Annotated in this window: 27 protein-coding genes and 2 tRNA genes; 12 read left to right on the forward strand and 17 right to left on the reverse strand. The window is 60.6% G+C overall.

Annotated elements, in window-relative coordinates:
* Positions 1-103 precede the first annotated feature (103 nt).
* From IB257_RS22070 to IB257_RS22100, 7 genes are all read left to right on the forward strand, one after another.
* Positions 104-853: an amino acid ABC transporter ATP-binding protein gene (locus IB257_RS22070; protein WP_054451273.1), complete on the forward strand. Its 750-nt coding sequence runs from the start codon at positions 104-106 to the stop codon at positions 851-853.
* A gap of 142 nt (positions 854-995) precedes the next feature.
* Positions 996-1,787, forward strand: coding sequence for an ABC transporter substrate-binding protein (locus IB257_RS22075; RefSeq protein WP_054451274.1), 792 nt, complete (start codon positions 996-998; stop codon positions 1,785-1,787).
* Positions 1,788-1,791: 4 nt separating this feature from the next.
* Positions 1,792-2,484: an amino acid ABC transporter permease gene (locus tag IB257_RS22080; protein WP_054451275.1), complete on the forward strand. Its 693-nt coding sequence runs from the start codon at positions 1,792-1,794 to the stop codon at positions 2,482-2,484.
* Between the two features lie 2 nt (positions 2,485-2,486).
* Positions 2,487-3,176 (forward strand): amino acid ABC transporter permease, encoded by a 690-nt coding sequence (locus IB257_RS22085; protein WP_054451276.1) that lies wholly within the window; start codon positions 2,487-2,489, stop codon positions 3,174-3,176.
* Positions 3,177-3,187: 11 nt separating this feature from the next.
* Positions 3,188-4,480: an FAD-binding oxidoreductase gene (locus IB257_RS22090; protein ID WP_175214223.1), complete on the forward strand. Its 1,293-nt coding sequence runs from the start codon at positions 3,188-3,190 to the stop codon at positions 4,478-4,480.
* A gap of 12 nt (positions 4,481-4,492) precedes the next feature.
* Entirely contained in the window at positions 4,493-5,077 is a 585-nt protein-coding gene (locus tag IB257_RS22095) for a helix-turn-helix domain-containing protein (RefSeq protein WP_054451277.1), read from the forward strand.
* Between the two features lie 95 nt (positions 5,078-5,172).
* Positions 5,173-5,249, forward strand: a tRNA-Arg gene (locus tag IB257_RS22100).
* Between the two features lie 86 nt (positions 5,250-5,335).
* Here IB257_RS22100 and IB257_RS22105 read toward each other — a convergent pair.
* Genes IB257_RS22105 through IB257_RS22120 form a run of 4 tightly spaced genes read right to left on the reverse strand, consistent with a single transcriptional unit; the run spans position 5,336 to position 8,069 of the window.
* Complete coding sequence (locus IB257_RS22105; RefSeq protein WP_192492808.1) at positions 5,336-6,484, reverse strand: hypothetical protein; 1,149 nt, start codon at positions 6,482-6,484, stop codon at positions 5,336-5,338.
* Positions 6,384-6,770: a DUF4224 domain-containing protein gene (locus tag IB257_RS31865; RefSeq protein ID WP_370540119.1), complete on the reverse strand. Its 387-nt coding sequence runs from the start codon at positions 6,768-6,770 to the stop codon at positions 6,384-6,386. Before IB257_RS31865 ends, IB257_RS22105 begins: the two co-directional genes overlap by 101 nt.
* Complete coding sequence (locus IB257_RS22115; protein ID WP_192492809.1) at positions 6,721-7,068, reverse strand: hypothetical protein; 348 nt, start codon at positions 7,066-7,068, stop codon at positions 6,721-6,723. Before IB257_RS22115 ends, IB257_RS31865 begins: the two co-directional genes overlap by 50 nt.
* Complete coding sequence (locus tag IB257_RS22120; RefSeq protein ID WP_192492810.1) at positions 7,065-8,069, reverse strand: hypothetical protein; 1,005 nt, start codon at positions 8,067-8,069, stop codon at positions 7,065-7,067. The genes IB257_RS22115 and IB257_RS22120 overlap by 4 nt, the downstream gene beginning before the upstream one ends.
* Positions 8,070-8,121: 52 nt before the next feature.
* On the opposite strand from IB257_RS22120, the gene IB257_RS22125 reads away from it, so the two are divergent.
* Complete coding sequence (locus IB257_RS22125; RefSeq protein WP_192492811.1) at positions 8,122-8,364, forward strand: hypothetical protein; 243 nt, start codon at positions 8,122-8,124, stop codon at positions 8,362-8,364.
* A 6-nt stretch (positions 8,365-8,370) separates the two neighbouring features.
* On the opposite strand, the gene IB257_RS22130 is transcribed toward IB257_RS22125, so the two are convergent.
* The 4 genes from IB257_RS22130 to IB257_RS31740 all read right to left on the reverse strand — a co-directional run bounded on the left by IB257_RS22130 (position 8,371) and on the right by IB257_RS31740 (position 10,507).
* Positions 8,371-9,270 carry a recombination-associated protein RdgC gene (locus IB257_RS22130; RefSeq protein WP_192492812.1) on the reverse strand — a complete coding sequence of 300 codons (900 nt, stop codon included), beginning with the start codon at positions 9,268-9,270 and terminating at the stop codon, positions 8,371-8,373.
* Between the two features lie 34 nt (positions 9,271-9,304).
* A complete protein-coding gene (locus IB257_RS22135) occupies positions 9,305-10,003 on the reverse strand; it encodes a hypothetical protein (RefSeq protein WP_192492813.1) in 699 nt (232 codons plus the stop codon).
* A gap of 145 nt (positions 10,004-10,148) precedes the next feature.
* The gene (locus IB257_RS22140) at positions 10,149-10,382 is read right to left on the reverse strand and encodes a hypothetical protein (RefSeq protein WP_192492814.1); all 234 of its coding nucleotides are present in this window, start codon (positions 10,380-10,382) and stop codon (positions 10,149-10,151) included.
* Entirely contained in the window at positions 10,379-10,507 is a 129-nt protein-coding gene (locus IB257_RS31740) for a hypothetical protein (RefSeq protein WP_255509208.1), read from the reverse strand. The genes IB257_RS22140 and IB257_RS31740 overlap by 4 nt, the downstream gene beginning before the upstream one ends.
* A gap of 236 nt (positions 10,508-10,743) precedes the next feature.
* Between IB257_RS31740 and IB257_RS22145 the strand changes: the two genes are divergently transcribed.
* Together IB257_RS22145 and IB257_RS22150 are read left to right on the forward strand one after the other, a co-directional pair.
* Positions 10,744-10,953 carry a cold-shock protein gene (locus IB257_RS22145; RefSeq protein WP_054451283.1) on the forward strand — a complete coding sequence of 70 codons (210 nt, stop codon included), beginning with the start codon at positions 10,744-10,746 and terminating at the stop codon, positions 10,951-10,953.
* A 394-nt stretch (positions 10,954-11,347) separates the two neighbouring features.
* Entirely contained in the window at positions 11,348-12,115 is a 768-nt protein-coding gene (locus IB257_RS22150; protein ID WP_192492815.1) for a class I SAM-dependent methyltransferase, read from the forward strand.
* A 50-nt stretch (positions 12,116-12,165) separates the two neighbouring features.
* Here the strand turns inward: IB257_RS22150 and IB257_RS22155 are convergent, their stop codons facing one another.
* Positions 12,166-12,381, reverse strand: coding sequence for a hypothetical protein (locus IB257_RS22155; RefSeq protein ID WP_192492816.1), 216 nt, complete (start codon positions 12,379-12,381; stop codon positions 12,166-12,168).
* A 188-nt stretch (positions 12,382-12,569) separates the two neighbouring features.
* Between IB257_RS22155 and IB257_RS22160 the strand changes: the two genes are divergently transcribed.
* Positions 12,570-12,959 carry a response regulator gene (locus tag IB257_RS22160; protein WP_192492817.1) on the forward strand — a complete coding sequence of 130 codons (390 nt, stop codon included), beginning with the start codon at positions 12,570-12,572 and terminating at the stop codon, positions 12,957-12,959.
* On the opposite strand, the gene IB257_RS22165 is transcribed toward IB257_RS22160, so the two are convergent.
* The 6 genes from IB257_RS22165 to IB257_RS22190 form a co-directional block, all read right to left on the reverse strand.
* Entirely contained in the window at positions 12,953-14,134 is a 1,182-nt protein-coding gene (locus tag IB257_RS22165; RefSeq protein ID WP_192492818.1) for a nitrogen regulation protein NR(II), read from the reverse strand. The genes IB257_RS22160 and IB257_RS22165 overlap by 7 nt on opposite strands.
* A 334-nt stretch (positions 14,135-14,468) precedes the next feature.
* Positions 14,469-14,651: a hypothetical protein gene (locus IB257_RS22170; RefSeq protein ID WP_175214214.1), complete on the reverse strand. Its 183-nt coding sequence runs from the start codon at positions 14,649-14,651 to the stop codon at positions 14,469-14,471.
* Between the two features lie 362 nt (positions 14,652-15,013).
* Positions 15,014-15,134: transfer RNA gene (locus IB257_RS22175), tRNA-OTHER, on the reverse strand.
* A 721-nt stretch (positions 15,135-15,855) separates the two neighbouring features.
* Positions 15,856-16,563 carry a hypothetical protein gene (locus tag IB257_RS22180; protein WP_175214213.1) on the reverse strand — a complete coding sequence of 236 codons (708 nt, stop codon included), beginning with the start codon at positions 16,561-16,563 and terminating at the stop codon, positions 15,856-15,858.
* 605 nt (positions 16,564-17,168) lie between these two features.
* Positions 17,169-18,092 (reverse strand): hypothetical protein, encoded by a 924-nt coding sequence (locus IB257_RS22185; protein WP_192492819.1) that lies wholly within the window; start codon positions 18,090-18,092, stop codon positions 17,169-17,171.
* Positions 18,093-18,858: 766 nt separating this feature from the next.
* A complete protein-coding gene (locus IB257_RS22190) occupies positions 18,859-19,884 on the reverse strand; it encodes a S24 family peptidase (RefSeq protein WP_225589081.1) in 1,026 nt (341 codons plus the stop codon).
* Positions 19,885-19,955: 71 nt separating this feature from the next.
* Here IB257_RS22190 and IB257_RS31870 point away from each other — a divergent pair, with 71 nt between their 5' ends.
* Complete coding sequence (locus IB257_RS31870) at positions 19,956-20,195, forward strand: YdaS family helix-turn-helix protein (protein WP_192492820.1); 240 nt, start codon at positions 19,956-19,958, stop codon at positions 20,193-20,195.
* Positions 20,196-20,385: 190 nt separating this feature from the next.
* Here IB257_RS31870 and IB257_RS22200 read toward each other — a convergent pair whose 3' ends face one another.
* Together IB257_RS22200 and IB257_RS22205 are read right to left on the reverse strand one after the other, a co-directional pair.
* Positions 20,386-20,871, reverse strand: a complete 486-nt coding sequence (locus IB257_RS22200; protein ID WP_192492821.1) for a hypothetical protein — start codon at positions 20,869-20,871, stop codon at positions 20,386-20,388.
* A gap of 118 nt (positions 20,872-20,989) precedes the next feature.
* On the reverse strand, positions 20,990-21,472 hold the full coding sequence (locus IB257_RS22205) for a hypothetical protein (protein WP_118934019.1): 483 nt from the start codon (positions 21,470-21,472) through the stop codon (positions 20,990-20,992).
* Positions 21,473-21,488: the final 16 nt, after the last annotated feature.

Genomic DNA, 21,488 nt, shown 5'->3' on the forward strand with positions numbered 1-21,488 from the left:
TTATGCCTAAGTGGCGATTCTGGAAAAAAATTTACTATACGAAACTCCAGCGTGAATTGCGAAACCTTTTTAACCAGGGCAGCACTCATACGAAGGTGGATCCGTGGCGGAACCTCTGCTGGTAGTCCAGGCAGTCAGCAAGACCTATCAACGCGACGGGCAGGCCCCGCATCTGGCGTTGGACGGCATCGACTGCCAGCTCGGCCGCGGCGAGGTCATGGTGGTGGTCGGCCCCTCCGGATCCGGCAAGAGCACCTTGCTGCGCACGCTCAACGGACTGGAGAGCATCGACAGCGGCGCCATCCGCGTGGACGGCGTGTCGCTCACCGATCCGGCCACCGACGTCAACCGCTGGCGCACCGAAGTCGGCATGGTGTTCCAGCACTTCAATCTGTTCCAACACCGTACTGCGCTGGACAACGTCGCGCTACCCCAACGCGTGGTGCGCGGGCGCGCCCGCGCCGACGCCGAGCGCTACGCGCGCGAACTGCTGGGCCGCGTGGGCATGGGCGACTACGGTGCGCGCTATCCCAGCCAGCTCTCCGGCGGCCAGCAGCAGCGCGTGGCGATCGCGCGGGCGCTGGCCATGGACCCCAAGCTGATGTTGTTCGACGAGGCCACGTCGGCGCTCGACCCCGAAACCGTGGGCGGCATTCTTGAACTGATGCGCGCGCTGGCGCGCGACGGCATGACCATGGCCGTGGTGACCCATGAGATGGGCTTCGCCCGCGACGTGGGCGATCGCGCGCTCTTCATGGACGCGGGCCGCATCGTGGAAATGGGCACGCCGGACGAGGTGTTCGGCCACCCCAGGGAAGCGCGCACCCGCGCTTTCCTGGAAAAGATTCTGTAGTTCCTAGCAGCAAGGAAGCAACGGGTCGTCCGCATGCGCGGCGCCCGGCGGTAACCAGGGCCGGTCCGGCTGATCCGGGCGCTGCCGGCGCTCTGTGCTTTGCCCGGAATGATGTGAGTCCATTCACCACAAGGGGTAGGAAATGCTGAAAATCAAACAATGGCTGGGCATGGCCGGCATCGCCCTGGCGGCCGCCACTGTCGCCTTGCCCGCGCAAGCGGACGAACTGGCCGACATCCTCAAGCGCGGCGAGTTGCGCGTCGCGGTGCAGACCTCCGGGCCGCTGATGAGCTTCATGGACAAGAGCGGCAAGCGCACCGGCCTGGCCGTGGAAGTGGCCAAGCGCATGGCCGACGACCTGGGCGTGAAGCTGGTGCTGCAGGACTACGAGTGGAAGGGCCTGATTCCCGCGCTCTTGTCCGGCAAGGCCGACATGGTGGCCGCCGACATGACGCCGACCCCGCAGCGCGCGGCCCAGGTACTGTTCTCCACGCCCATGTTCTACGCCGATACCGTGGCCGTGGTGCCCAAGGATTCGCCCTACAAATCGTACGAGGAACTCAACAAGGACGGCGTGACCGTGGGCGTGCTGGGCGCCAGCACCTATGCGGAAGTGGGCAAGAAGATGCTGCCCAAGGCCACCATGAAGGAGTTTTCGGGCGGTAGCGCACCCGTGGGGCAAGCCCTGTCCAGCGGCCGCCTGGACGCCGGCATCATGTCGCTGTCCACCGCCAACCAGTTCCTGGTCGACTTCGGCAACCTGCGCGTGCTGGACGGCATCATGGTGCGCGAGCCGCTGGCCTTCGCCGTCGGTCCCAACGCCTTCCGCCTGAAGTTCTGGCTGGACAACTGGCAGACGCTGAAGACGGCCGACAACACGCTGCCAGAACAGGTGAAGTACTGGTACTCCACGGACTGGAAGAAAGACCACTGAGCCCATGGACTGGCTGCTCGACTTCTATAACTGGCGCATCGTCAGCCAGTACACGGGCCAGTTCGCCACCGGCCTGGCCAACACCCTGATCGCAGCGGGCGCAAGCCTGGTGCTGTCGGTGCTGGCCGGCATCCCGCTGGCGCTTGCCCATATGTCGCCCCGCGCCGCCATCTGGCGGCCGGTGGCGGCGTATGTGCAATTCATCCGTTCAACCCCCTTGCTGGTGCAGATCTACCTGGTCTATTACGCGGTGCCCATGCTGGTGCCGGGCGCCAAGGGCTGGAGCGAGATGCTGCTGGGCATCCTCGCCATGACGCTGCATCATGCGGCCTACATGAGCGAAATCATCCGCGTGGGCATCGAATCCGTGCCGCGCGGCCAGATCGAAGGCGCCAAGGCCTGCGGCATGAATTACCACCAGCGCCTGCGCTACGTGGTGCTGCCGCAGGCTTTCGCCAATACGCTGCCGCCGCTCCTGGGCCAGACCGCCGTGCTGATCAAGGACACCTCGCTGCTGTCGCTGATCACGGTGTTCGAACTGGTCGCGGCCGGCGTGCAGATGAACAGCGACCGCATCGTGCCCAACGAAAGCTTCCTGACCATCGCGGCCGGCTATCTGCTGATCTATGCCTGCATGCTGCTGCTGTCGCGCGGTGTGAGCATCTGGCTGGCGGGACCCGCCTGGAACGCGAGGTAAGCATGCTGGATTCCTATCTCTCCACCGCGGGCGTCGTGCTGCCCTTCCTGCTGAAAGGCTTCTGGGAGACCCTGAAGATCTCCTTCGTGGCCATCATCGCGGGATCCCTGCTGGGCTTCGTGATCGGCGTGATCCGCAGCTACCGCATCCGCGGCGTGCACCAGCTGCTGGGCTTATACATCCACATCCTGCGCGGCACGCCGTTCCTGGTGCAGCTCTACATCTTCTATTTCGTGCTGCCCAGCTCGGGCATCGAGATGCTGCATTGGGATTCCGGCACGGCCGCCTTCGTATCGTTGTCGGTCTACACGTCCTGCTATGTCGCGGAAATCGTCATGGGCGCGATCCAGGCCGTGCCGCGCGGCCAGACCGAAGGCGCGATGACGTTGGGCCTGCGGCCGTTCCAGATCCTGCGCCTGGTCATCCTGCCGCAGGCCATGCGCCTGATCGTGCAGCCCATGAGCGGCGTCTACGTCATGCTGATCAAAAGCACGGCCATTCTGTCGGTGGTGGGCATTACCGAGCTGACGCGGCAGGGCGAGGTCTTCATCATCACCTTCCCGGCCAAGTCGCTGTTCATCTACGGCATGATCGCCGCCATCTACTTCATTTACTGCTACCCGCTGCTGCGACTGGCCAACTGGCTGGAAAAGCGCCTGACGGGCGGCTTGCAGGGCGCGGGCCTGAACTGATGCCGACCTCCATGGCTTCCGAGTACATCGACACCTATTACAAGCGCACGCTGGCCGACGGCGACACCCGTTATGTGCCGCTGTCCGGCGCGGCCAGCACCGACGTCTGCGTGGTCGGGGCAGGGATGGCGGGCTTGTCTGCCGCGCTGGAACTGGCCCGGCGCGGCCGCGACGTCACCTTGCTGGAAGGGCGGCGCATCGCCTGGGGCGCATCCGGGCGCAACGGCGGTTCCGTCTCGCCGGCATACTCGGCCGGCGCCGACGCCATCAGAAAGCACGTCGACGAAGACCACTACCGCAAGCTCTACCGCCTGTCGATGGAAGGCGTGGAGATCATCCGCAACAACATCCGCGACCTGGACATCACCGACGCCCGCAAGGTTGACGGCCGGCTGCGCGTGGTGCGCTACGAGGCGACCGACGCCCTGCGGCAGTGGTGCGACAGCCAGCAACGCGACTTCGGCCGCGACGTGCGCCTTTTGAGCCGCAGCCAGGTCCGCGAACGGCTGCTGTCCGACGTCTACTTCCAGGGCGTCGAGGACCCCACGTCCTTCCACTTCCACCCGCTGAACTACGCCCGCGCGCTGGCCCGGGAATGCGCGCGCCTGGGCGTACGCATCCACGAGGACTCGCCTGTCGTGCAGGCATCGCTGGACGGCGCCGTAAAGCGCCTGAAAACAGAGCGAGGCCAGATCGATGCCCGCACCGTGGTGCTGGCCACCGGCGGCTACACCGAGGGCGTGGTGCCCGCGCTGCGCCGCGCGATGCTGCCCATCGCCACCTACATCATGCTGACCGAGCCGCTGGGCGACCGGGTGCTGGAAGCCATACGCACCACCGCCGCCATCGGCGACGACCGGCGCGCCGGCAACTATTACCGCGTGCTCGATGGCGGGCGCATCGGCTGGGGCAGTAGAATCACCACCCGTGTCGACGACCCGCCCGATCTGGCGGAGTCGCTGCGCCGCGAGCTCCTTTCCGTCTACCCCCAATTGCAGGGGCTGCACGTGGAGACGGCGTGGTCGGGACGCATGGCCTACGCGCGGCATCTGATGCCGCAGATCGGCCAGCTGACGCCGGACGTCTGGTACTGCACGGCGTTCGGCGGACACGGCATGAACACCGCGTCGATCGGCGGCCGGGTCGTCGCCGAAGGGATCGCGGGCGACACCCAGCGCTACAAGCTGTACGCGCCGTTCGGGCTGGCCTGGAACGGCGGCGGTCTGGGCACGGCAGCGGTGCAACTTACTTATTGGTCTTACCAGGCGCGCGACTGGTGGCGGGAGCGGCGGTCGCGGGCATGACAGGGTGCATAGATGGAAGGCAACAAACAAAGCGTGTTGGCACAGCGGCTGCGAGCCTTGCGCCAGGCGCGGGCGTGGACCTTGAAGCAGGCGGCCGCGGCCACCGGCGTGTCCGCGTCCACGTTGTCCAAGATCGAAAACAGCCTGCTGTCGCCCACCTATGACAACCTGATCAAGATCGCGGCAGGCCTGGAGCTGGACGTGGCCGAACTCTTCACCGCGTCCGACGCCCACATGGGCACCGGCCGCCGCAGCCTCAGCCGCCAAGGGGAAGGGCGCCAGTACGAAACCCCGTACTACGACCACCGCCTGCTCTGCACCGCGCTGTCGCACAAGCGCATGATGCCCTTCCACACCCGGGTCAAGGCCCGCTCCTTCGACGAATTCCACGACTGGAGCCGCCACCGCGGCGAGGAATTCGTCTACGTCCTGGAAGGCGAGGTCGAGCTTTACACCGAGTTCTACGAACCCGCCCGGCTGAAGACCGGGGAAAGCTTCTATATAGACAGCCGCATGGGCCACCGGGTGATCAGCCTGAGCCCCGAAGACGCCCTGGTGCTGTGGGTGTCGACCCATGCGGATATAGGCGAAGAGTAGGGTTCAAACCCAGGTATTGCGGGCCGGCCGCCCAAGCCGCCCGCAACAAGGTAAAATGCGGCGCCCGGATCCTTTCCGGGCCATCACCACACCGCGCGGCAGTAGCTCAGCTGGATAGAGCACGGGCCTTCTAAGCCTGAGGTCGGGGGTTCGAGCCCCTCCTGCCGCGCCAAAATCTCCCGAAAGATCAATCGCTTATTAGCGGCTTCGATTCGCTAACATGGCAAGCATTAGAACTAAATAGCCAGCGTTAGAATTTTACTCAGTCGCGGAAGCGCGTTTTACGCGTCGTCGGTCGTAGTGCCGGTGAGTGGTCGCAGGGTTTGCGTGTGCGGCAAAATCGTATGCATCTGCCTCGCGTTTTTGCAGCTTCGAAGTGATTGCGGTGGGTCGAATGTCCTGGAGATTGAAGTACATCGCGTGCGCAGTGAGGCTCTTCTCGCTAACCGCCGGATCGTAGGTCTGAATCCAAGCCAGCATGGCATCTTTCCAGGTTGAAGCCCATCCCCATCGTGTATAGAAACCGCTTCGTTTCGTTGGCGCGAACAGGTACGGGCTGTCTTGGTCCTGACGGTCGAGAGAACGGGCCACGACACAGCGCAACCGCGTGGACCAAGTCCGCTCTTTTTCGGTGATGACTTCGCCCTTCCGGCGCTTCGTCGCAATGACTCGTACGGCATCCTTCTGAATTCCAGACTTCAAGAATGGCCGTGCTTCGGATGAGCGAAAGCCCGTGAGATAGGTGAACATGGCAGCGCATCCCATCGTGCGGAAGTTCTGCCGTTGCTTTAGGCCCCACAGGTAGAACCGAAGGATCAGCCTGCGCGGCACGGCCTTGGCTTCCGCCGTTCCCCTGTTCTTCATCATATTGATGAACGGGTTGGCTGCGAGCAGGCCCCAGCGCACCCCGTAGTGGCAGATGACGGAGAATTGGCTTATTTCCTTATTGGCTTTGATGGGGGCGCCGCCTGCGGCACGGTCCTCCAGGTATTGATAGCCGTGTTGGGTGGTCAACTGTGCCGGCCCCATCTTCCCGAAGAACTTGACGAGGTTTTCGTACATCGCTTTTCGGATCTTGCGGCCGTCCTTTGATTGGTCTGCGTAGTATTCCGGATCTACCTGAAGTTCGAATCGCTCGATCATGTCGGCGACCGAGCCCGCAACCACTGCGCCTTCCTGAATCTCAATGGCGGTTCGGCTCGCCTTTCGTTCAGCAGCAAAGCGTGCTTCTCGGTCCCCGACATCACATGACGCCAACGTTTGGGACCGGCCATCCATGTGTTTGTAGATCCAGCTAATGCGCTGCTTACCGACGCGCTTGTACAGCCGGGGTACTGCGGTTTTTTCCCATGCGGGCGAACGCTTCTCGGTTTGGCGCGCCGGTGAGGCTGGCTTTTTGCGGGCCATCTGATACTCCAAGTTTCTTATCTCGATAGGACCGCAGAACCCGCGGGACACCATTCTTGTCGATGGCATAGCGCCATCCATGTCGGTCGAGCCAGCGCGCCATCATTGCTCGTTGATTCGGCCTGCACCCGACCAGTTCGGCCAGGTCAGACGCCGATAGATACTCGTTCATCTGAATCTCCAAAGCGAAGCCCGCACTAGGCGGGCCTGTCGAAAATATGGTCGGGCACCATCGTTCACCCCCTTTTACCGCGCTGGGCGGCGATGGCGGCGTCGATGGCGGCATCCCATTCCGCGCCGGTCGGCGGTCGCGTGTCTCCTACGTCGCAGGGAAGGGCAGCGGCGACGGCCTGCCGGAGCTCGGTGTCCTCGGCCATCATTGCGTCGCGCCAGCCGCGATACCGCCGCGCATCCTGCGCATCGCCAGCAGCAGGAGCGGCGGTATAGCCCGCCGCCGCGAGGGCGGCGCGCATGCGGATACGGAAATGCTCCTGCTGATCCCGGCTGTCCGGCAGGGTGCTGAACCAGCCATTGATGGCGGCGTCTACGACTTCAACGGGGATGGATATCTCGGGGGCGCTCATGCTGTGACTTCCTCTTGTTCAAGGTCCATAGGTGCCTGTGTATCGGGGGCGGCTTGCTGTGCCTCCTTGGCGGCTTTCTCGGCGCGTTTGGCGCGGACGGTTTCGACGGCTCCGTGGGCTTCGAACAGGTCCAGCAGATCTTGGGCCTTGACCGTGATGGTGTCTGCGGCTACGCGGCCCTCCTGGATGTCGATGAGGATTGCGCGCTGGTTCGCGTCCAGCCCCTTGATGAAGGAGTCCACGCCGCTGATGAGCGGGGAGAGGACTTTGCGGGGGAGGGCGCGGCCGTGGATGGTGCTGGGCGTCACCTTTGATCTGCCCGCAGCCTTGGCCTTGTCAAACTGGGCTTGCAAGAACGCGCCGGCACCTTCGCCATGCATAGCGATTGCGTCGATGGCCGTGGACGCCTTGACAACGCCTGAACGGACCAGGGCGTGTACGTCGCTGTTTGCGTGGGCCAGGGCGAGCATCTTGGCGACCCACTGCGGCGAGACATTGTCCAGGCGGGCGATACGTTCGTTTTCCCACCTGAAACCTGCGAGCTTGGCATAGCCGAATGCGACCTCAAGCGGGCGGAGGTGGCGGCCCTTTGCGCTGCTGATCACTCGGGCGGTCCGGTCGGCGTCGTTACCCACGAATGCCACAACGTCAATCCAGACGATGCCGTCTTCGTCCTGGAGTGGTGCACCCTTTGCGATTGCCCGGCCGATCTGTTCGTGACGGCGGTGACCGTCAACGATCCAAACCCCTGCGCCGGGGCGGGGGCGGACCTCCAGCGGGGGAACCTTGCCGCCGGCCATGATGTGTTCAAACAGCGCCTTGTCGTCTTGCTCGGCGGCCTCGCGTTCCTCGCCTTCCAGGAGTTCGATAGGGGTACGCAGGTTGAAATCAGGTTCGACGTACAGATCCTCATAGCGGACCTGCATTGCGTGAGCGCGCTTGATTTCCTTGGACAGAATCTTCTGCCTGAAGGAGACCGGTGCAGTGGATTGATCGGACATGGGAAATCCTCAGTGGAGTACGATTCTCAAATCGACTACAGACGGGGTTGTGATGGATACGGAATTCGACTACCGGGGTTGCCGTGTTTATGTCCGCGTTCGCGAGATCTCCGACGAATCGGCCGGATTCTCGACCGGGTTATGGCGGGCTAATGTGACTGTGCAACCGGAAGGAGGGGACTGGGTGCCCGTCGGGAACGGGATGCACTTCGCGGATTCCGATTCGGCCTATAAAGACGGCGAGGCAAGGGGAAAGGCTTTTGTTGACGGCTTGCCTGAGCACAAGGACGTTTGAGGTTCGTCAGAATCGTTTTTCGCCGCCCAGGGCATCGACCAGCTCGGCCATCATCTTGGCGAGCTCGCCCGTCATCAGCAGCATGTCCGAATTGAATTTCTCGTCGTCGTTGGCGGCCACGCCTTCATTGCCTTCCTTCAGCACATCGAGGGGATACACGCGCTTGATATCCAGCCCTTCGGAGAGGACGAAGGAAATGCGGTCAGCCCAGGTCATGGCGAGACGGGCGCATTGCTTGCCGGACTGGATGTGGCGGCGCACGTCGTCGGCGTCGATGGAATGCTTGATGTAGCGGATAGCTGCGCCGCTTTCGCCGGATGAGCGTAGCTCGGTGTCCTGGTCGATGCTGAAGTTGGCCGGGGCCTCGTCCTCGGCGAGCCAGCCGGTCATGGCGGAGGCGGGCGACTGGGCGACATAGAGGTTTTCCAGCGGGAACGGGTCGATGCACTTCGCCAGGATGCCGATCACCTCATCGGCCTTGCTGGAGGTTGCCGCGTCGATCACCAGCCAGCGGTTGAGCGGATCAATCCACACACGGGTATCGCGGTAGACGCTGAAGGCGCGGGGCAGGAGTTCATCCATCACGCGCTCCTTGATTTCCTTCATCTGCGTTCGGCCCGGCTTGTAGCCTTGCTGCTCTTCGATTTCCTGGGAGCGGAACTTCGCCACCTGGTTGATGACCGTGCCAGGGAGCAGCTTCTTTTCGGCGCGCAGGGTCAGCAGGATCTGACCGCCGACAACGTGGGCGAGTCCGCCATTCTCGCGGGGTGGAATCCAGCCAATGGACTGCATTTCCACGTTGTTGCCCGGATGGAATGCCTGGCGGGCCAGCGCGTCTTCCAGGTCATCACCGAACAGCGACCAGGCGGCGGACAGGCGGTAGATCTTCAGGTTCTTGAACCACATTGGGGTAACTCCAAGCGTTGCGAAAGAGGGCGGCTTACGCGCGAGCCTCGGTTTGACCGGCGGTGTTTGCGGGGGCGGGCCTGTATCGGGCTGCTATGGCCTTTGGGGCGGGCGTGAGCGTCCAGGCCGGTGGCTCAGCCTGTTGACTGGCTCCCGCTTCAAACGGCATGACCACGCCGATGAAGTCGTCATCTGCCCGTGAGGAGGTAACGAGCGCGCCGCCGCGGCCGTTCTGGCTGACCTCTATGAGGCCGAGCCTTCCCCGGCTGCCGCCGAAGTAATCGAGTGCAGCGGCTTGGAAGTCGGCGAGGTATTGGGGGTTGAAGTTTGCGGGTTCCCCTGTAGTCCGCTTTGGCACGACTTTTCGCCAATCCGGAAACAGACCTTCCACGGCGCCGAATGAGAGTTCAACTCCCCATTTGAATAGGGGGATTTGCCACTTCCCCGCCTCTGTTCTCGTCATCGAAATCTGACGAATCGAGCGCATGGAGCCGTCCACAATTCGTTTGGCGACATCACCGGCAATGATCAGGCTCTCCGCGTCCTCGACCTCGTTGTCAGTCTGAGTGCGAATGAGGATCAAGCGATGCCCATCGGTGGCGACCACAAGGGTTTGATCCTTGGTCGCTTCCACGTAGACACCGTTGAGGTAGTAGCGGATATCGTTCTTCGCCATGATCCGGCAAGCGGCTTTCAGGGCGGTATGGTCAATCTGGATTGTTGCTTTGGTCATGCTGGCACCTTGATCGATGTAGGAGCGGGGCTGAATTTCTTCAGAGCGCGGACTTGGCTAACTTCTTCGTCGCTGATATGGCGTCGGGGTAATGGGATCTGCGGGCGCCAGCCGCTGCGGTCCCTTACGATGAACTCGATACCGTTCATAGGACGAAGCGGAGCAGCCAGCCCAGGATCTGAGGGCCGAAGAGGAAAAACGCCGTCAGGGCCAGGCTGGCGGGCCAGGCCCACCACGGGATATCCGCATCCTTGCTCCAGTTGCCGCGGCCGGCGTGGTCGCGCGGTGCGATCAAGTTGCCCAGCTTGCGGCAGGCCTTCGCGATGGCTTGCAAGGGGCGGATGCGCACCGGGGGCGCGCTTGCGCTGATGGTGTTCATGTGGGGCTCCAGGGATCGGCCGCGACATAGCGGCGGGTGAAGTAGTTGCCGATGGGGACCAGGGCCACCGCCAGCAGGGCGAGCAGCGCCAGGCCCCACCAGATGGCGGGGATAGTTGATGGCATGGGGATCTGCGCGGATTGCGCGGTGGTGGGCTTCGGAGAGCAGGCCGGAGGCCCGATCATCGTTTCACGTTGGAAAGTCACTTTCGCGCCGGTGACGTTGCGGCGCCGGCCCGCTCTCTGAAGCCACGAGAAATGGGATTCAGGGAATGTGTTAATTCGTAACGGCTATATCTTTGTTGCAGCTAATCATTGATAGTGGCCGCGGGAACATTTTCCCTGCAAATCTAGGACTTACATTGAAGATTGAAACTGGTATCGTGAAGTGGTTCAACAACGACAAGGGCTTCGGCTTTATCATGCCGGAGCTGGGTGGCAAAGACCTCTTCGCCCATTTCTCTGAAATTCAGGGTGATGGCCACAAATCTCTGGAAGAGAACCAGCGCGTCTCCTTCGTGGCCGGTCAAGGGCAAAAAGGCCCCACGGCGACGATGATCAAAGCGATTTAATTCGGCAGCTTGCCCTAAGGCAAGCTGCTTGCGGTACGGGGCCGGATCCATTGAAACAGTGGATTCGGCCCTTTGGTTTGTGGCCGACAGATCGGTTGTTGGGTGATGCTACTGCCGATGTAGAAAAGACACGGATGGCGCCGTCTCCCCGCGTATATGGGGGCTTTTCCTGCCGTCGGGCAACTTTTTATCGTCCCGCTCTTTGCGCCAGCATACTCAGGGTGAAGTGCAGGCGCTTAGCCTAGGCCGAGGCCCAGTTGCCCGCTTTCGATCGTGGTTCAGCGAAGCTTGATCCACCGTTCTGCGTCCAAGTAAGACCTTGTCTTCTACCGCCAAGTTTGTATTCATGTCCGAGTCACGTAAGGTAGCCTACTCATCTTGACATGGAGAAGAAATGCCCAACAGGTACGGAAAACTTGCTTCCTGGATCTATCACCTAGATAAGCCCATTGGCCACTCATTCGGCGATCTGGAATTTTATCGGCAGCGCCTAACTGGATGTGATGGCCCGATCTTGGAACCGGCGGTCGGCAATGGCCGGATTTTCATACCGATGCTTGAGATGGGGCTAGCGATGGAAGGTTTCGACGCGTCGCAAGACATGCTCGACTACTGTAGGCAGGAATGCCTAAGTAGAGGCCTTGCTCCCGCACTTACCTGTCAAACATTCGAACAATTTAGCTACGATCGACGCTTCGCTTGCATTGTCATGCCGGCGGGGTCGCTGCAGTTGATTACGGAGACCGCGTCGGCAATGGTAGTGCTCAAGCGGTTTTGGGATCATCTACTGCCCGGTGGCAGGCTAATCGTGGATATTGATCCCATCGAGAGCCTCATTGGAGAGGCGAGCTCCGTGCGCAGTTGGGCGGTGGACGGTAGCGATTTGCTGACACTGACCAGTCATCGGGCCGAGATTGATTACATCAAACAAACAACCCTTGATCATCTGCGCTACGAACACTGGCGGGATGGAGCGTTGCTGTCGACAGAACTTGACCTATTCCATTTGCGCTGGTGGGGTGTCGAAGAGTTGGCTCTCGCATTGCGGGAAACTGGATTTGTAGATGTGGTGGTGTCGGGTGACTACCAGCATGGGCGCCATCCCCGCAACGGCGCTCGGATCATCAGCTTTGAGGCGAGTCGCCCGAGTAGTCGTATTTGACCTAACAGACCAATGCAATCGTAGTCCGCTTCTGGTTGGCAGTTGATCCTCTACATCTGCTCATTTGCATGTGGATCTGCGCGGTGTGTGCGGTGGTGGGATTCGGAGAGCAGGCCGGAAGCCCGATCATCGCCGGCCTGCTTTCCGAGGCCGCCCCGATGATCGGGGAGGTTGGGGAGGTCTTTCAGGTCGCCGTTGCTGTCCAGCACGTTGAGAATGGGCGCGAGGATGTCGAGCAGGGCTTCAAGAAACTCTTGATTAGGCAACAGCGCCTGCCGATACCGTGGATGCCATAGACAGGCATGAGACTTGCTGCTATCGAGCGACGGCGTAACAGGCCAAGAAGAGCGCCAGTTCGCCCTTCTGCGGTGCCAACAAACAAGAAATCCCGCCACGCGTGCGAGCGGGCGACTGCACGTGGAATCTTCGCCCGCTGCAAACCGGATTACGACACATGACAGACGCCAAACCTTGCGCAAAGCAGAAGGTTGTACTCGTCGTGGATGACGACTCTACCGCCCGGTGGATCCTCGCGGAGATCTTGGCGGGAGAAGGTTATGTCGTCGTCGAGGCAAGTAATGCTGATGATGCGCTGGTCTGCCTTCGCGCGCGCGCCGACATTCGCGCGGTCGTCACGGATATCGAGATGCCTGGCTCTATGGATGGTCTGGAGATGGCGGAGCTAATACGCGGCCAATCCCCAACAATTGCTGTGCTTTTGACGTCTGGGCGTCGTTACCCGGCCACCGATGCGCTTCCACCGGGGACGAAGTTCATCCAGAAGCCTTGGGCCGCGGATGATCTGATTCGTTTGCTGGAAACAGTGCTGTGTTGCAGCTACTGAGGGGGGCAGACCTTCGGAAAGTAGAGGGTGAACGTCGTTCCTCCTTCGGAAGAGCTGACCACATTGACATGTCCTCCCGTTTGCGAAACGTATCCGAAAACTTGGCTCAGCCCTAACCCCGTTCCTTTCCCTTCCGGTTTGGTGGTAAAGAAAGGTTCGAAGATGTGATGCAGAACCTCCTGGGGAATACCTTCGCCGTCGTCTGCAACGCTCACAACTACAAATTGGCCTGTGACCATGGGGCCATCCCCATCCGGGCGCGAGTCGGCACAATTGACGGTAATTTTTACATTGCCGCCGAAAGGCATTGCGTCTCCAGCGTTGACCACCAAATTTAGCAGTGCGTTTTCTAGCTGGCTGACGTCGGCGCATATTAGGCATGGTTCGCTAGGTAGCTGGTATTGCACCCGAACCGCAGACCCCAGTGTGGCTTGGAAAATCGGTTTCATTCCTTCGACACATAAGCCCACGTCCACGTTGGACGGCTCAAGAGGCTGACGGCGCGCATATGCGAGCATCTGTTGCGTTAGATGAGTTGCGCGCTGCACCGTATCCGCAATTGCATTGAGGTACTTGAGGCGCTTTTCGGGAGCGAGTTCGGTATTGCGCAGCAATTCCGTAGCGCCACCGATGACTGAAATGAAATTGTTGAAATCGTGAGCCAACCCACCAGTCACGCGCCCAAGCGCTTCCAGGCGTTGAGCTCGATGCAGGGCCAGCTGCGTAGCCTGTAGCTCCTGCTGGCTTCGTTGCTTTTCTGTGATATCCCGTGTGACCTTGGCGAAACCGATGAGGTGGCCCGAGCTATCCCGTATGGGGTCTATTACTACGCTGGCCCAGAATCGCGAGCCGTCCTTGCGCACTCGCCAACCTTCGGCCTCAAATCTACCTTCGTTCGATGCGATCGCCAAAGCCTGCTCTGGCACGCCTGCAGCCCGTTCTTCATCTGTGTAGAAGCGGGAGAAGTGTTGTCCGATGATTTCGGCTGCTTCGTAGCCTTTGAAGCGCTGGGCGCCAGCATTCCAGCTTGCGACGAAGCCATTGGCGTCGAGCAGAAAAATCGCATAGTCGAGAACGGCCTCTACCAGAAGCTTGTAGCGGTACGGTTCATCCTGTAGGACCAAGCTGCTAAGGTGAACAGTATTCCCTTGTTCCGGGGGCTCAACGGTGCTCATCATTGCTCCGATTCGCGATGCTGGGGTGATCAATTATTAAACGGCGAATGCTGTCTTGCAACGGTGTTTCGCTGACACCGTCCCTTCTCAAAAATAGGAACCAAAGTAGCGGGAAACTTATCTGTCTGCGTCCTGTTGCGGCGCAGGTGAATGGTGGGGATGATCGTTGCCAGCCCGGCTGGGTGTGACCACGCTTAAGAAGCCCAGGCACACAGGTTCCGGGGGGCTTACGCCTAGTTGTCCTGTTTCGTCCTTCCTTCTTTACTGGAGCGAGGGCCGGGGTAGGCCCGCTCTCCGAATTCCCCCGACCGCCTGAGGCGCAGGGGGAGGCTATTTAGCTGGCCAGGCGGTCTTTGAACTTTCCCATCGAGCACTGCATCGTCTTGCCGCCGCTTCGATACTCGACGGTATAGCCGAGGCCGCGACGCTTGATCGCTGTGACGTTGGCGCCGAGGGGCTTCCCGCGCGGGGTCGAGGGTTTCAGGGTGTAGGTTTGGCCGACGGTAATTTCGGACATAGATTCCTCTGGGATGATCGGCGCCGACCGGGCGCCACGGGTTGAAAATCTGGCTGCTGCGCGCGTTACCAGTGATTCGCCTTGGCGATCACGTGCAGGACGTTGAACAGGGCCGCGCCGAACTGGCGCAGCGAGTGCGTGAGCATTGCGAACATGATGGATGTCCTCGGGGGGGAGGTGGAGGGAAAAGGCCACTCAGGCCGGCGCACCTCGTCGCCAGGGGCGCGCCTTTCGTACAAAGTTGGCCCCCCCCGGTCGGCGAACTGCCGAGGGGGATGCGCCGGCCTGAATGGCGGGAAGGGGGATGGGCCGGCCGTCGCCGCGCTCCTAAGAGCGAGCGCCCGAAGGCGCTTCACCATCATCGGGTCGGGCTGGATTCGAACCAGCGAGGCATGCCTGCCTTCGGATGCGTCTGGGGCGCGACCCCTTGGCATTGCCGAACCTCCGGGACGCCGGGCGCTCTGTCCACTGAGCTACCGACCCGATGATGGTCCCCGTCTTTCCGGGGTGTCTGGCGCCGCGTACCACCACGACACTTCGCGCAAGCTTCTGCGCGCTGCGGGGGCTGGTGACACAGCGACCCGCTACCGATTGCTGCGATGGGCTATCGGCGTTGACCTACCGTTGCCACCCATTTACCCGTGGGCGGTCAGCCGCAACTTGCTGAGTTGGCCGGGTCCGTTCAAAGTCAGGCAACAGCGCCTGCCGATACCCCGCACGCGGGGCATGAGCCGGAGGTGTCAGGATCTCCGGGAAGTGAAGTCTTCTCGGATTTCTATGTAGCGGATTCTCTATGTGCAAATGATTGAAAGGCTGGCTACGATATTCGGCGACTCCGGGGGGGCAATATGGAAGATTGGAATCGTCGTTTTGGAGCAGCCATTCGCCGTGGGTTAGAGCGGGTGAGCGCAGAGCATGAGAGCTGTCGCGCCGCATTCTCGCGGATCGGACTCGCGTCCAGTGGCGCGGCTGCGATCCGGGCTGAGGATATTTGGGTTCTGGAATGCTGGCGATTTGCGAGTCTATCCGCCTCGGCGCAGTGCATAGATGTGCATGAGCTTCTGTTAAGACTTGGCGCAGGGTCCGAACGCGAGTTAACTGAACTACTCAACCACTTTCAGGAAGGCTCCAATTCTGGCAACAGATACGACGCCTATGTTTTGGGTCGGATCGTTGAGGAATAAGTAGATAAGCGCCGGGACTGTCAGTCGTCGTACTGCTCGGAAGCGGCCGATTCCACGTCATCCGGATCCATGTCGAACTCGAGGCGGGTGCGACCAACGTACAGGGCGAGTAGCGTGGCCTGGAAGCCGCCGACCGCGTTCGGCAGGGACGAGGGGGTCACCTGATTGCCGTTCAAGCGCAGCGAATAGCATTCGCCTTCGGAGGTGAATGCAAGCTGGTAATCGGCGCCGAATCTGTCTATGGGTGCATCCCCGTAGCCGCGCGACTTGCGTGTCTGACTGTCGAGAGAGAGGTGCTTGTATCCGTACGACGATTCTTCAAGGTGAGCAAAGAATTCGGCGTGCCCATCGACGTGCAGACCCTCGCGTACACCCTTCATCAGGTCAGACAGCTTGACTGTGGCCGGCACGTCCGGCAGCACACTAGCGGCTGCTTCGGCCAGGGCGGCGTTTATGGTCGCTGCATTCTGGCCGTGGACCGCCGCGCGTAGGGCTTCGTTCAAGACGTGCTGGAACTTCGCCACGTCTGCCACGTGAAGGCCATGGGGCATTGCGCCAGCAAGTTGCTCCTTCAGTGCGGTGCGGAAAGTGCTGCGATAGCCTGTGGCGTCATCAATGGCGCTGGTGATGGCTCCAATGATGTGCTTGTCCAAAATGGGCTGGAGCTTCTCGGGGGCGAGTGCCTGGGCCAGCGCTGCTTCCAGGTCGATAGTGACTTTCAGTTCCATGGGATTCCTTTGCGTGGGCATGCGCAGGGGTGGGAAGGCTTCGGTAAGCGCCGCACGCGGCGCTGGCCGAAACCCACTTTTCAGCGGAATCGGAAAGAGGCCGGGGTTATCGTCGCCACGCCCGGCTGGGCGTTGCCTGACCGTCGGGGCCAAGCACACAGGGTCCGGGGGCGCGCTGGCGCCTGGTTGTCCTGTTTCGCCCTTCCCGGGTGGGGGCGGGCGGCCTCGGTTGTTAAAGAGCGGTACTGCTGGTGCTGCTGCCGACCCTCTACTAGCTGGCTTCCGCCTAGGCGTTCTGCGGGTTCGGTGCTGCAGTTGTTAAGTGAATATTAGTGTTCACTAAACTCATTGTCAAGTATTTACTAAACAGGCGGGCGCAAAAAAGCCCGCTCGAGGCGGGCTTTGGGGGGAAGGGGGACTTAGTAGGCTGGCTGGCCCCAGAGGGCCAGTACTAGCGCTACCGTCACCCAGATGATGATCTTCATCATGCGGGCTCCTGCATCTGAGCACCATTGCCCAGGTACATGGAAAGTCATGATCAACTGCAGATAGAAATGAGCAGGCAACCAAAAGCCACCCGGAGGTGGCTTGAAGAATCGGGATCTTTAGCTAGATAGTCGTTTTGCTGTGGCAGGAGCTGCTAGAGCGGCGATAGCTTGATCGGCAGTAACCCCGGGCAACAGGCCTTTCTTTGACTGCCCTAATACATAGGCCGGATACTTGGTAGTGATGTACGTCTTTTCGAGCCAGTCTCGAAACTCTCCTAGAGCCGAATTAGGATAAGCAAAAGAAGGTTGGGGGTTGCTCTTTGACTGAGGGTAGTACAGAGGGTATTCATGGTCGTACTTAGTGCGTGGCCCGTGAATGTTGGCGAGCTCAGCTTCTTCCCAGTACTTGCTCCACGCTTTGCCCACGGAGATGTCCGGGACCACCTTGTCGCTAATGATCACCCCCGCTCTGATCATTGGAACAATCATGGAAGCGATTTCTTTGAAAACGCTAAAGTAACCCGAGGGAACCGCAGTTGCGGTCATGTCGATGCGATCGTGGAAATGGCGCCAACTGTCGAGAACCTTTTGTTCGGGAGAATAGCCTACCGCATCGTAGACAAACTTTCGGAAGGTAAGCCGGGCGAGTGACCGAAAGGCGCGCACAGCTTCGGGGCGAGGATCGTCGACAACAAACGCATAATATTCCAGCAAGGCTAGGCAAACGGGCTCTGTATATGCGTTGACTTCTGAACCCTTGTGTTCTGACTTTAGGAAGAGCGTGTCTTCACGGTATCCGCCTTGCTCAAGTAGCTGGGAGATTTGTCGGCCGCGAGGCTTAACTTGCTCGTCGTCCCAGTTGATTGCCAGACGATTGAGAACTTTGCGATCGATACCACACATCCTCGCAAGACCACTTTCCGTCAAATATGGAATGCCCGTATCGAGGACGCCCATCTCGACCCCATCAATTTCAGCCTGGGCTTCGACTTTGAATAGAGCGTGCTGCGCCTTCAGCGTACCCCGGGACTGATCCGCCATATAAACCTCCTAAGCCTCTGATCTATAGCAACTTTGGGGCGGGCCTAAGCCCGTGCAGATTGGGTCACTTCACCCAGTTACTAAAGATTACTCGACTTTGCGGTTGGAAGCGCCCGATAAGTCTTTGGATTGCGAGGAACCTAGTGCGGAAGCGCATCGCTACGACCGCACCCACTGCCCAGCCTCATCATCTCTCAGCCCCACCTCCTCCAGACTACGCGGCCCGCCATTCCTGCCGAAGGCTTCCACGATCAACGCTTCTTCTCAGGCCCCCAAGTGAAGGCAGTAGCCCTTCCGGTCTCGGGGTCAAGTCGACACGTGAACTGGATGTTCACCCAACTATTCCGTGCTCGGTAACTCCCGTGGCCGGTAAGCGTCGTGTTGCCTTCAAGGGCTAGCCCGGCGGTATCGCTCGTACCGAGAAACACGCGGTCTGCATTCTCCTGCCAGCGTAACGTTGCCTTGGCCAAGGGCTGGCAAATGAACTCCGCGACCTTCTTCGCGGACGACCAAGTGTCGGTAATGGAACGCCCTTCGGAAATCTTGATCTTTCCGATCTCAGCGGCGATCACGGCAGACTGAGCGGGAGAGAGGGGGGGCGTCGCGGCGTGGGTCGCTCTCGCAGCTAAGAGGCTTAGCATTAGGGCAACAATGTGCGGTGAAAATCGAAGCATAGCTTTTGCCATACAGTGAGGACCTCATTAGGGCTGCGGGTGTTCCCCCACAACAACCGCACACCCATGTTGTTGCTGAGGTCGTAGGGGCGCTACGAGCGAATCCACTGCCCCGCCTCATCATCCCGCAGCCTGGCGCCCGCCCAGACGACCTGGCCAAGTACGCGCACAGGGTGGCCGTTCTCAAGCGGGATGTCGTCATAGGAACGGTTGAACGACCGGGCAACCCAGCGCCCGGTCAGCCGATCCTTGGCCACCGCTTTTACGATCATCTTGCCGTCGTAGTTGATGGCATAGACTCCGCCCGCCGCGAGGTCGCGCAGCGTCAGGCTTTCGTTCGGCACGACGAGCAGGGCGGCTCCGTCGCGGATGACGGGTTCCATACTGTCGCCTTTCGCATACACGACCAGCGCCTTGCCGTTGTCCGCGCCCACCGACTTCAGGAACGACTTACGGAACTGGATCATGCCGGTCTGTTCTTCGGCATGGTTCTCGATAGGGTCGCCGGCCGCCAGGCGCACGTCCGCCAGCTCGGGAATCTTCTCGAACTTATCGTTGGCCGCGGGTGGTTCGCCCACCCCTACATTTGCGATGATGCCTGTCTCGGTTCTGATTCTGGCGCGCTGTTCGCCTTCCTGCGGAATAGGGGTGCGGCTACCCATTGGGAAGGGATCGTGCGCGGTATCCATATCCACGAGCCCGCCAGCCTTGGGAGGATTTACGGGTGTCGCGGCCCGAGACTGCGCTGCAGACGCGGCAGTAGAAACCTTGAGGCCAAGCTTCAACTGGGCAATCGCAAGCGCTATGGCGCCTTCAAGTTCGCTCAATTGATTGGCCGGCAACGCTCGGACATCAGCTTCGAGGACCGACCGAAAAGGCCATACAGGCTCGGCAGACACTTCTGGCTGCTGTGGCGCGACTTCAACAGTCGCCGCATTCTCAACATCTAGGAAGCCTTCCCCCATCCGATAGTCGCGTTCAAGCCGGCGCGCGGCTCGCTCGCCGATGGGTGACGTCCCGGACAGGATTTGTGAAAAGTAGCTCTTCTCCTTGGCAGGGGCCCCATGTTGCTGGACCCAGGCGCGGAGGTTCGCTCTCCGAATGTCTTGAATGCTCATGGCCGAAGTTTATAGGTCACTAAATTAGTAAACACTTGACCATGCGGTTTAGTGGCTACTAAACTCCGCGCATGGACCTGAAAACCTACATCGCCAACAGCCCCCGCGGCACGGCCTCTGGCCTGGCCAAGGCGCTGTCCATCTCGCCTTCCTACCTGTCGCAAATGGCTTCGGGGCTGGCTCCAATCTCCCCAGAGCGGGCGGTCGCGATCGAACTCGCCACGGCTAGCGCTGTTACGCGTCGCGAACTGCGTCCTGAGGACTGGCAGCGAATTTGGCCTGAGATGGCTAGTGAGGCGAGGGCGGCATGACATCAATGCACCGCAATCTGCATTTCGGCTTTCACGTCTATCAAGAGCCCTCCCATGCATAGGTCGGTGCAGACGCTTGAGCTGCTTCCCACCTCCTTGGTATTTCACAACGGCCAGTGCGTCATGGAGGTATCGACCGGCGTTGACGGATTCTGGGTCGAACTTGGCCCAGAAGCGGGATTCGCGCTGTTCATGAGGTCATCCCCAGCACGGTTCCGACTGCAGCAAGTGCAGCCGGTCCCGACTCCAGGCCTTTATCAACGAGCTTCAGTACGAGGTGTTTTGTGGTCTCGGCGGGCAGCGATCGAAGCTGATCGAGCCATCTCTTCTTTTCTGGCTGCGGGAGGTCCGATTGCAGGATCGTAGATTCAATCATCGCCTTGATGGTGTCGTCATGGAGCCGCACGGTCACTACACCGAGGATCGCGCCGAGGCCTCCATCGTCGGCAAGGAAATCCATCCCTTGCGCGGTGATGCAGGCAGCAACGACCTGAGCAGGCCCGGACATGGGGCGCACGATGGTTGCGTTGATCAAGCCGTGTTCATGCAGGTACGCAAGGTTCACGGCGCAGTCAGGGAACTCGTTTTCCCAGGAATCTACATTTACCTCGTTCGGATACTCCGCGGCCAGGCGTTGAAGGCAAATCAGCTGAGTCTCGCGATTGAGCGTCGCCATGGCAATTCCTTTTCAGAGGGTGTGTGGATTGAGGGCGCAAGTCATAGCAGTCGGGAGCTGCTCACTCCGCTTCGGGAGCCCTCCTATGCGTAGCCACGACGCTAGCAGACGCGCTCAATCATTTGTCGAAGGCCCATCCCATATTGCAGCCGGCGCAGTGCCAGTACGAATTCCGGCCTCCGGTGCGGAACCGGCGTTGCAGGACAACCTTGTTCTTACCTGGGCCGTCAAAGCACTTCTGACAGATGTAGTGATCAGGCTCCGGGGAGCTTGGGTCGCTGGCCCCGCAAAGTGTTGGGGAGGGATTTATCCGATAAGTCAGCTGGCCGTTACTGATCTCGACAAGCGAGTAGCGGCCGCGCTCTGCGAGGGCTTCTCTAACTTCTCGGAGTTCTTGTGTGGCATGGAAGTTCTCATGTTGCAGCGCGTTGATGGCAGCGCTGAGTTCGAAAAGACGCTGTTGGGCATCGAGCAGCTTTTCGTTCATGGCCCGGACTATGTCCATCGCTTTGGCCTCGTCTCTGACGGACATAGCCCCCTTGCCGAGGTCGATGGCGCCATTGATGGCAGCGACTGCGCTAGTGATGAGAGAAAAGTCCAAGAAGGTTCCCCCAGGG

The sequence above is a fragment of the Achromobacter sp. ACM03 genome (assembly GCF_014851665.1).
GTDB lineage: Bacteria > Pseudomonadota > Gammaproteobacteria > Burkholderiales > Burkholderiaceae_B > Achromobacter > Achromobacter aegrifaciens.

Bases quoted from the DNA above. Each gene is read 5' to 3' on its own strand.
- IB257_RS22075 (WP_054451274.1), top strand. From the start codon at position 996: ATGCTGAAAATCAAACAATGGCTGGGCATGGCCGGCATCGCCCTGGCG.
- IB257_RS22115 (WP_192492809.1), bottom strand. From the start codon at position 7,068: ATGAGCGCCCCCGAGATATCCATCCCCGTTGAAGTCGTAGACGCCGCC.
- IB257_RS22090 (WP_175214223.1), top strand. From the start codon at position 3,188: ATGGCTTCCGAGTACATCGACACCTATTACAAGCGCACGCTGGCCGAC.
- IB257_RS31865 (WP_370540119.1), bottom strand. From the start codon at position 6,770: ATGCCGCCATCGACGCCGCCATCGCCGCCCAGCGCGGTAAAAGGGGGT.
- IB257_RS22080 (WP_054451275.1), top strand. From the start codon at position 1,792: ATGGACTGGCTGCTCGACTTCTATAACTGGCGCATCGTCAGCCAGTAC.
- IB257_RS22200 (WP_192492821.1), bottom strand. From the start codon at position 20,871: ATGGCGACGCTCAATCGCGAGACTCAGCTGATTTGCCTTCAACGCCTG.
- IB257_RS31870 (WP_192492820.1), top strand. From the start codon at position 19,956: ATGGACCTGAAAACCTACATCGCCAACAGCCCCCGCGGCACGGCCTCT.
- IB257_RS22185 (WP_192492819.1), bottom strand. From the start codon at position 18,092: ATGGCGGATCAGTCCCGGGGTACGCTGAAGGCGCAGCACGCTCTATTC.
- IB257_RS22165 (WP_192492818.1), bottom strand. From the start codon at position 14,134: ATGAGCACCGTTGAGCCCCCGGAACAAGGGAATACTGTTCACCTTAGC.
- IB257_RS22140 (WP_192492814.1), bottom strand. From the start codon at position 10,382: ATGAACACCATCAGCGCAAGCGCGCCCCCGGTGCGCATCCGCCCCTTG.
- IB257_RS22125 (WP_192492811.1), top strand. From the start codon at position 8,122: ATGGATACGGAATTCGACTACCGGGGTTGCCGTGTTTATGTCCGCGTT.
- IB257_RS22180 (WP_175214213.1), bottom strand. From the start codon at position 16,563: ATGGAACTGAAAGTCACTATCGACCTGGAAGCAGCGCTGGCCCAGGCA.
- IB257_RS22085 (WP_054451276.1), top strand. From the start codon at position 2,487: ATGCTGGATTCCTATCTCTCCACCGCGGGCGTCGTGCTGCCCTTCCTG.
- IB257_RS22190 (WP_225589081.1), bottom strand. From the start codon at position 19,884: ATGAGCATTCAAGACATTCGGAGAGCGAACCTCCGCGCCTGGGTCCAG.
- IB257_RS22150 (WP_192492815.1), top strand. From the start codon at position 11,348: ATGCCCAACAGGTACGGAAAACTTGCTTCCTGGATCTATCACCTAGAT.
- IB257_RS22095 (WP_054451277.1), top strand. From the start codon at position 4,493: ATGGAAGGCAACAAACAAAGCGTGTTGGCACAGCGGCTGCGAGCCTTG.
- IB257_RS22130 (WP_192492812.1), bottom strand. From the start codon at position 9,270: ATGTGGTTCAAGAACCTGAAGATCTACCGCCTGTCCGCCGCCTGGTCG.
- IB257_RS22170 (WP_175214214.1), bottom strand. From the start codon at position 14,651: ATGTCCGAAATTACCGTCGGCCAAACCTACACCCTGAAACCCTCGACC.
- IB257_RS22135 (WP_192492813.1), bottom strand. From the start codon at position 10,003: ATGACCAAAGCAACAATCCAGATTGACCATACCGCCCTGAAAGCCGCT.
- IB257_RS22105 (WP_192492808.1), bottom strand. From the start codon at position 6,484: ATGGCCCGCAAAAAGCCAGCCTCACCGGCGCGCCAAACCGAGAAGCGT.
- IB257_RS31740 (WP_255509208.1), bottom strand. From the start codon at position 10,507: ATGCCATCAACTATCCCCGCCATCTGGTGGGGCCTGGCGCTGCTCGCC.
- IB257_RS22160 (WP_192492817.1), top strand. From the start codon at position 12,570: ATGACAGACGCCAAACCTTGCGCAAAGCAGAAGGTTGTACTCGTCGTG.
- IB257_RS22120 (WP_192492810.1), bottom strand. From the start codon at position 8,069: ATGTCCGATCAATCCACTGCACCGGTCTCCTTCAGGCAGAAGATTCTG.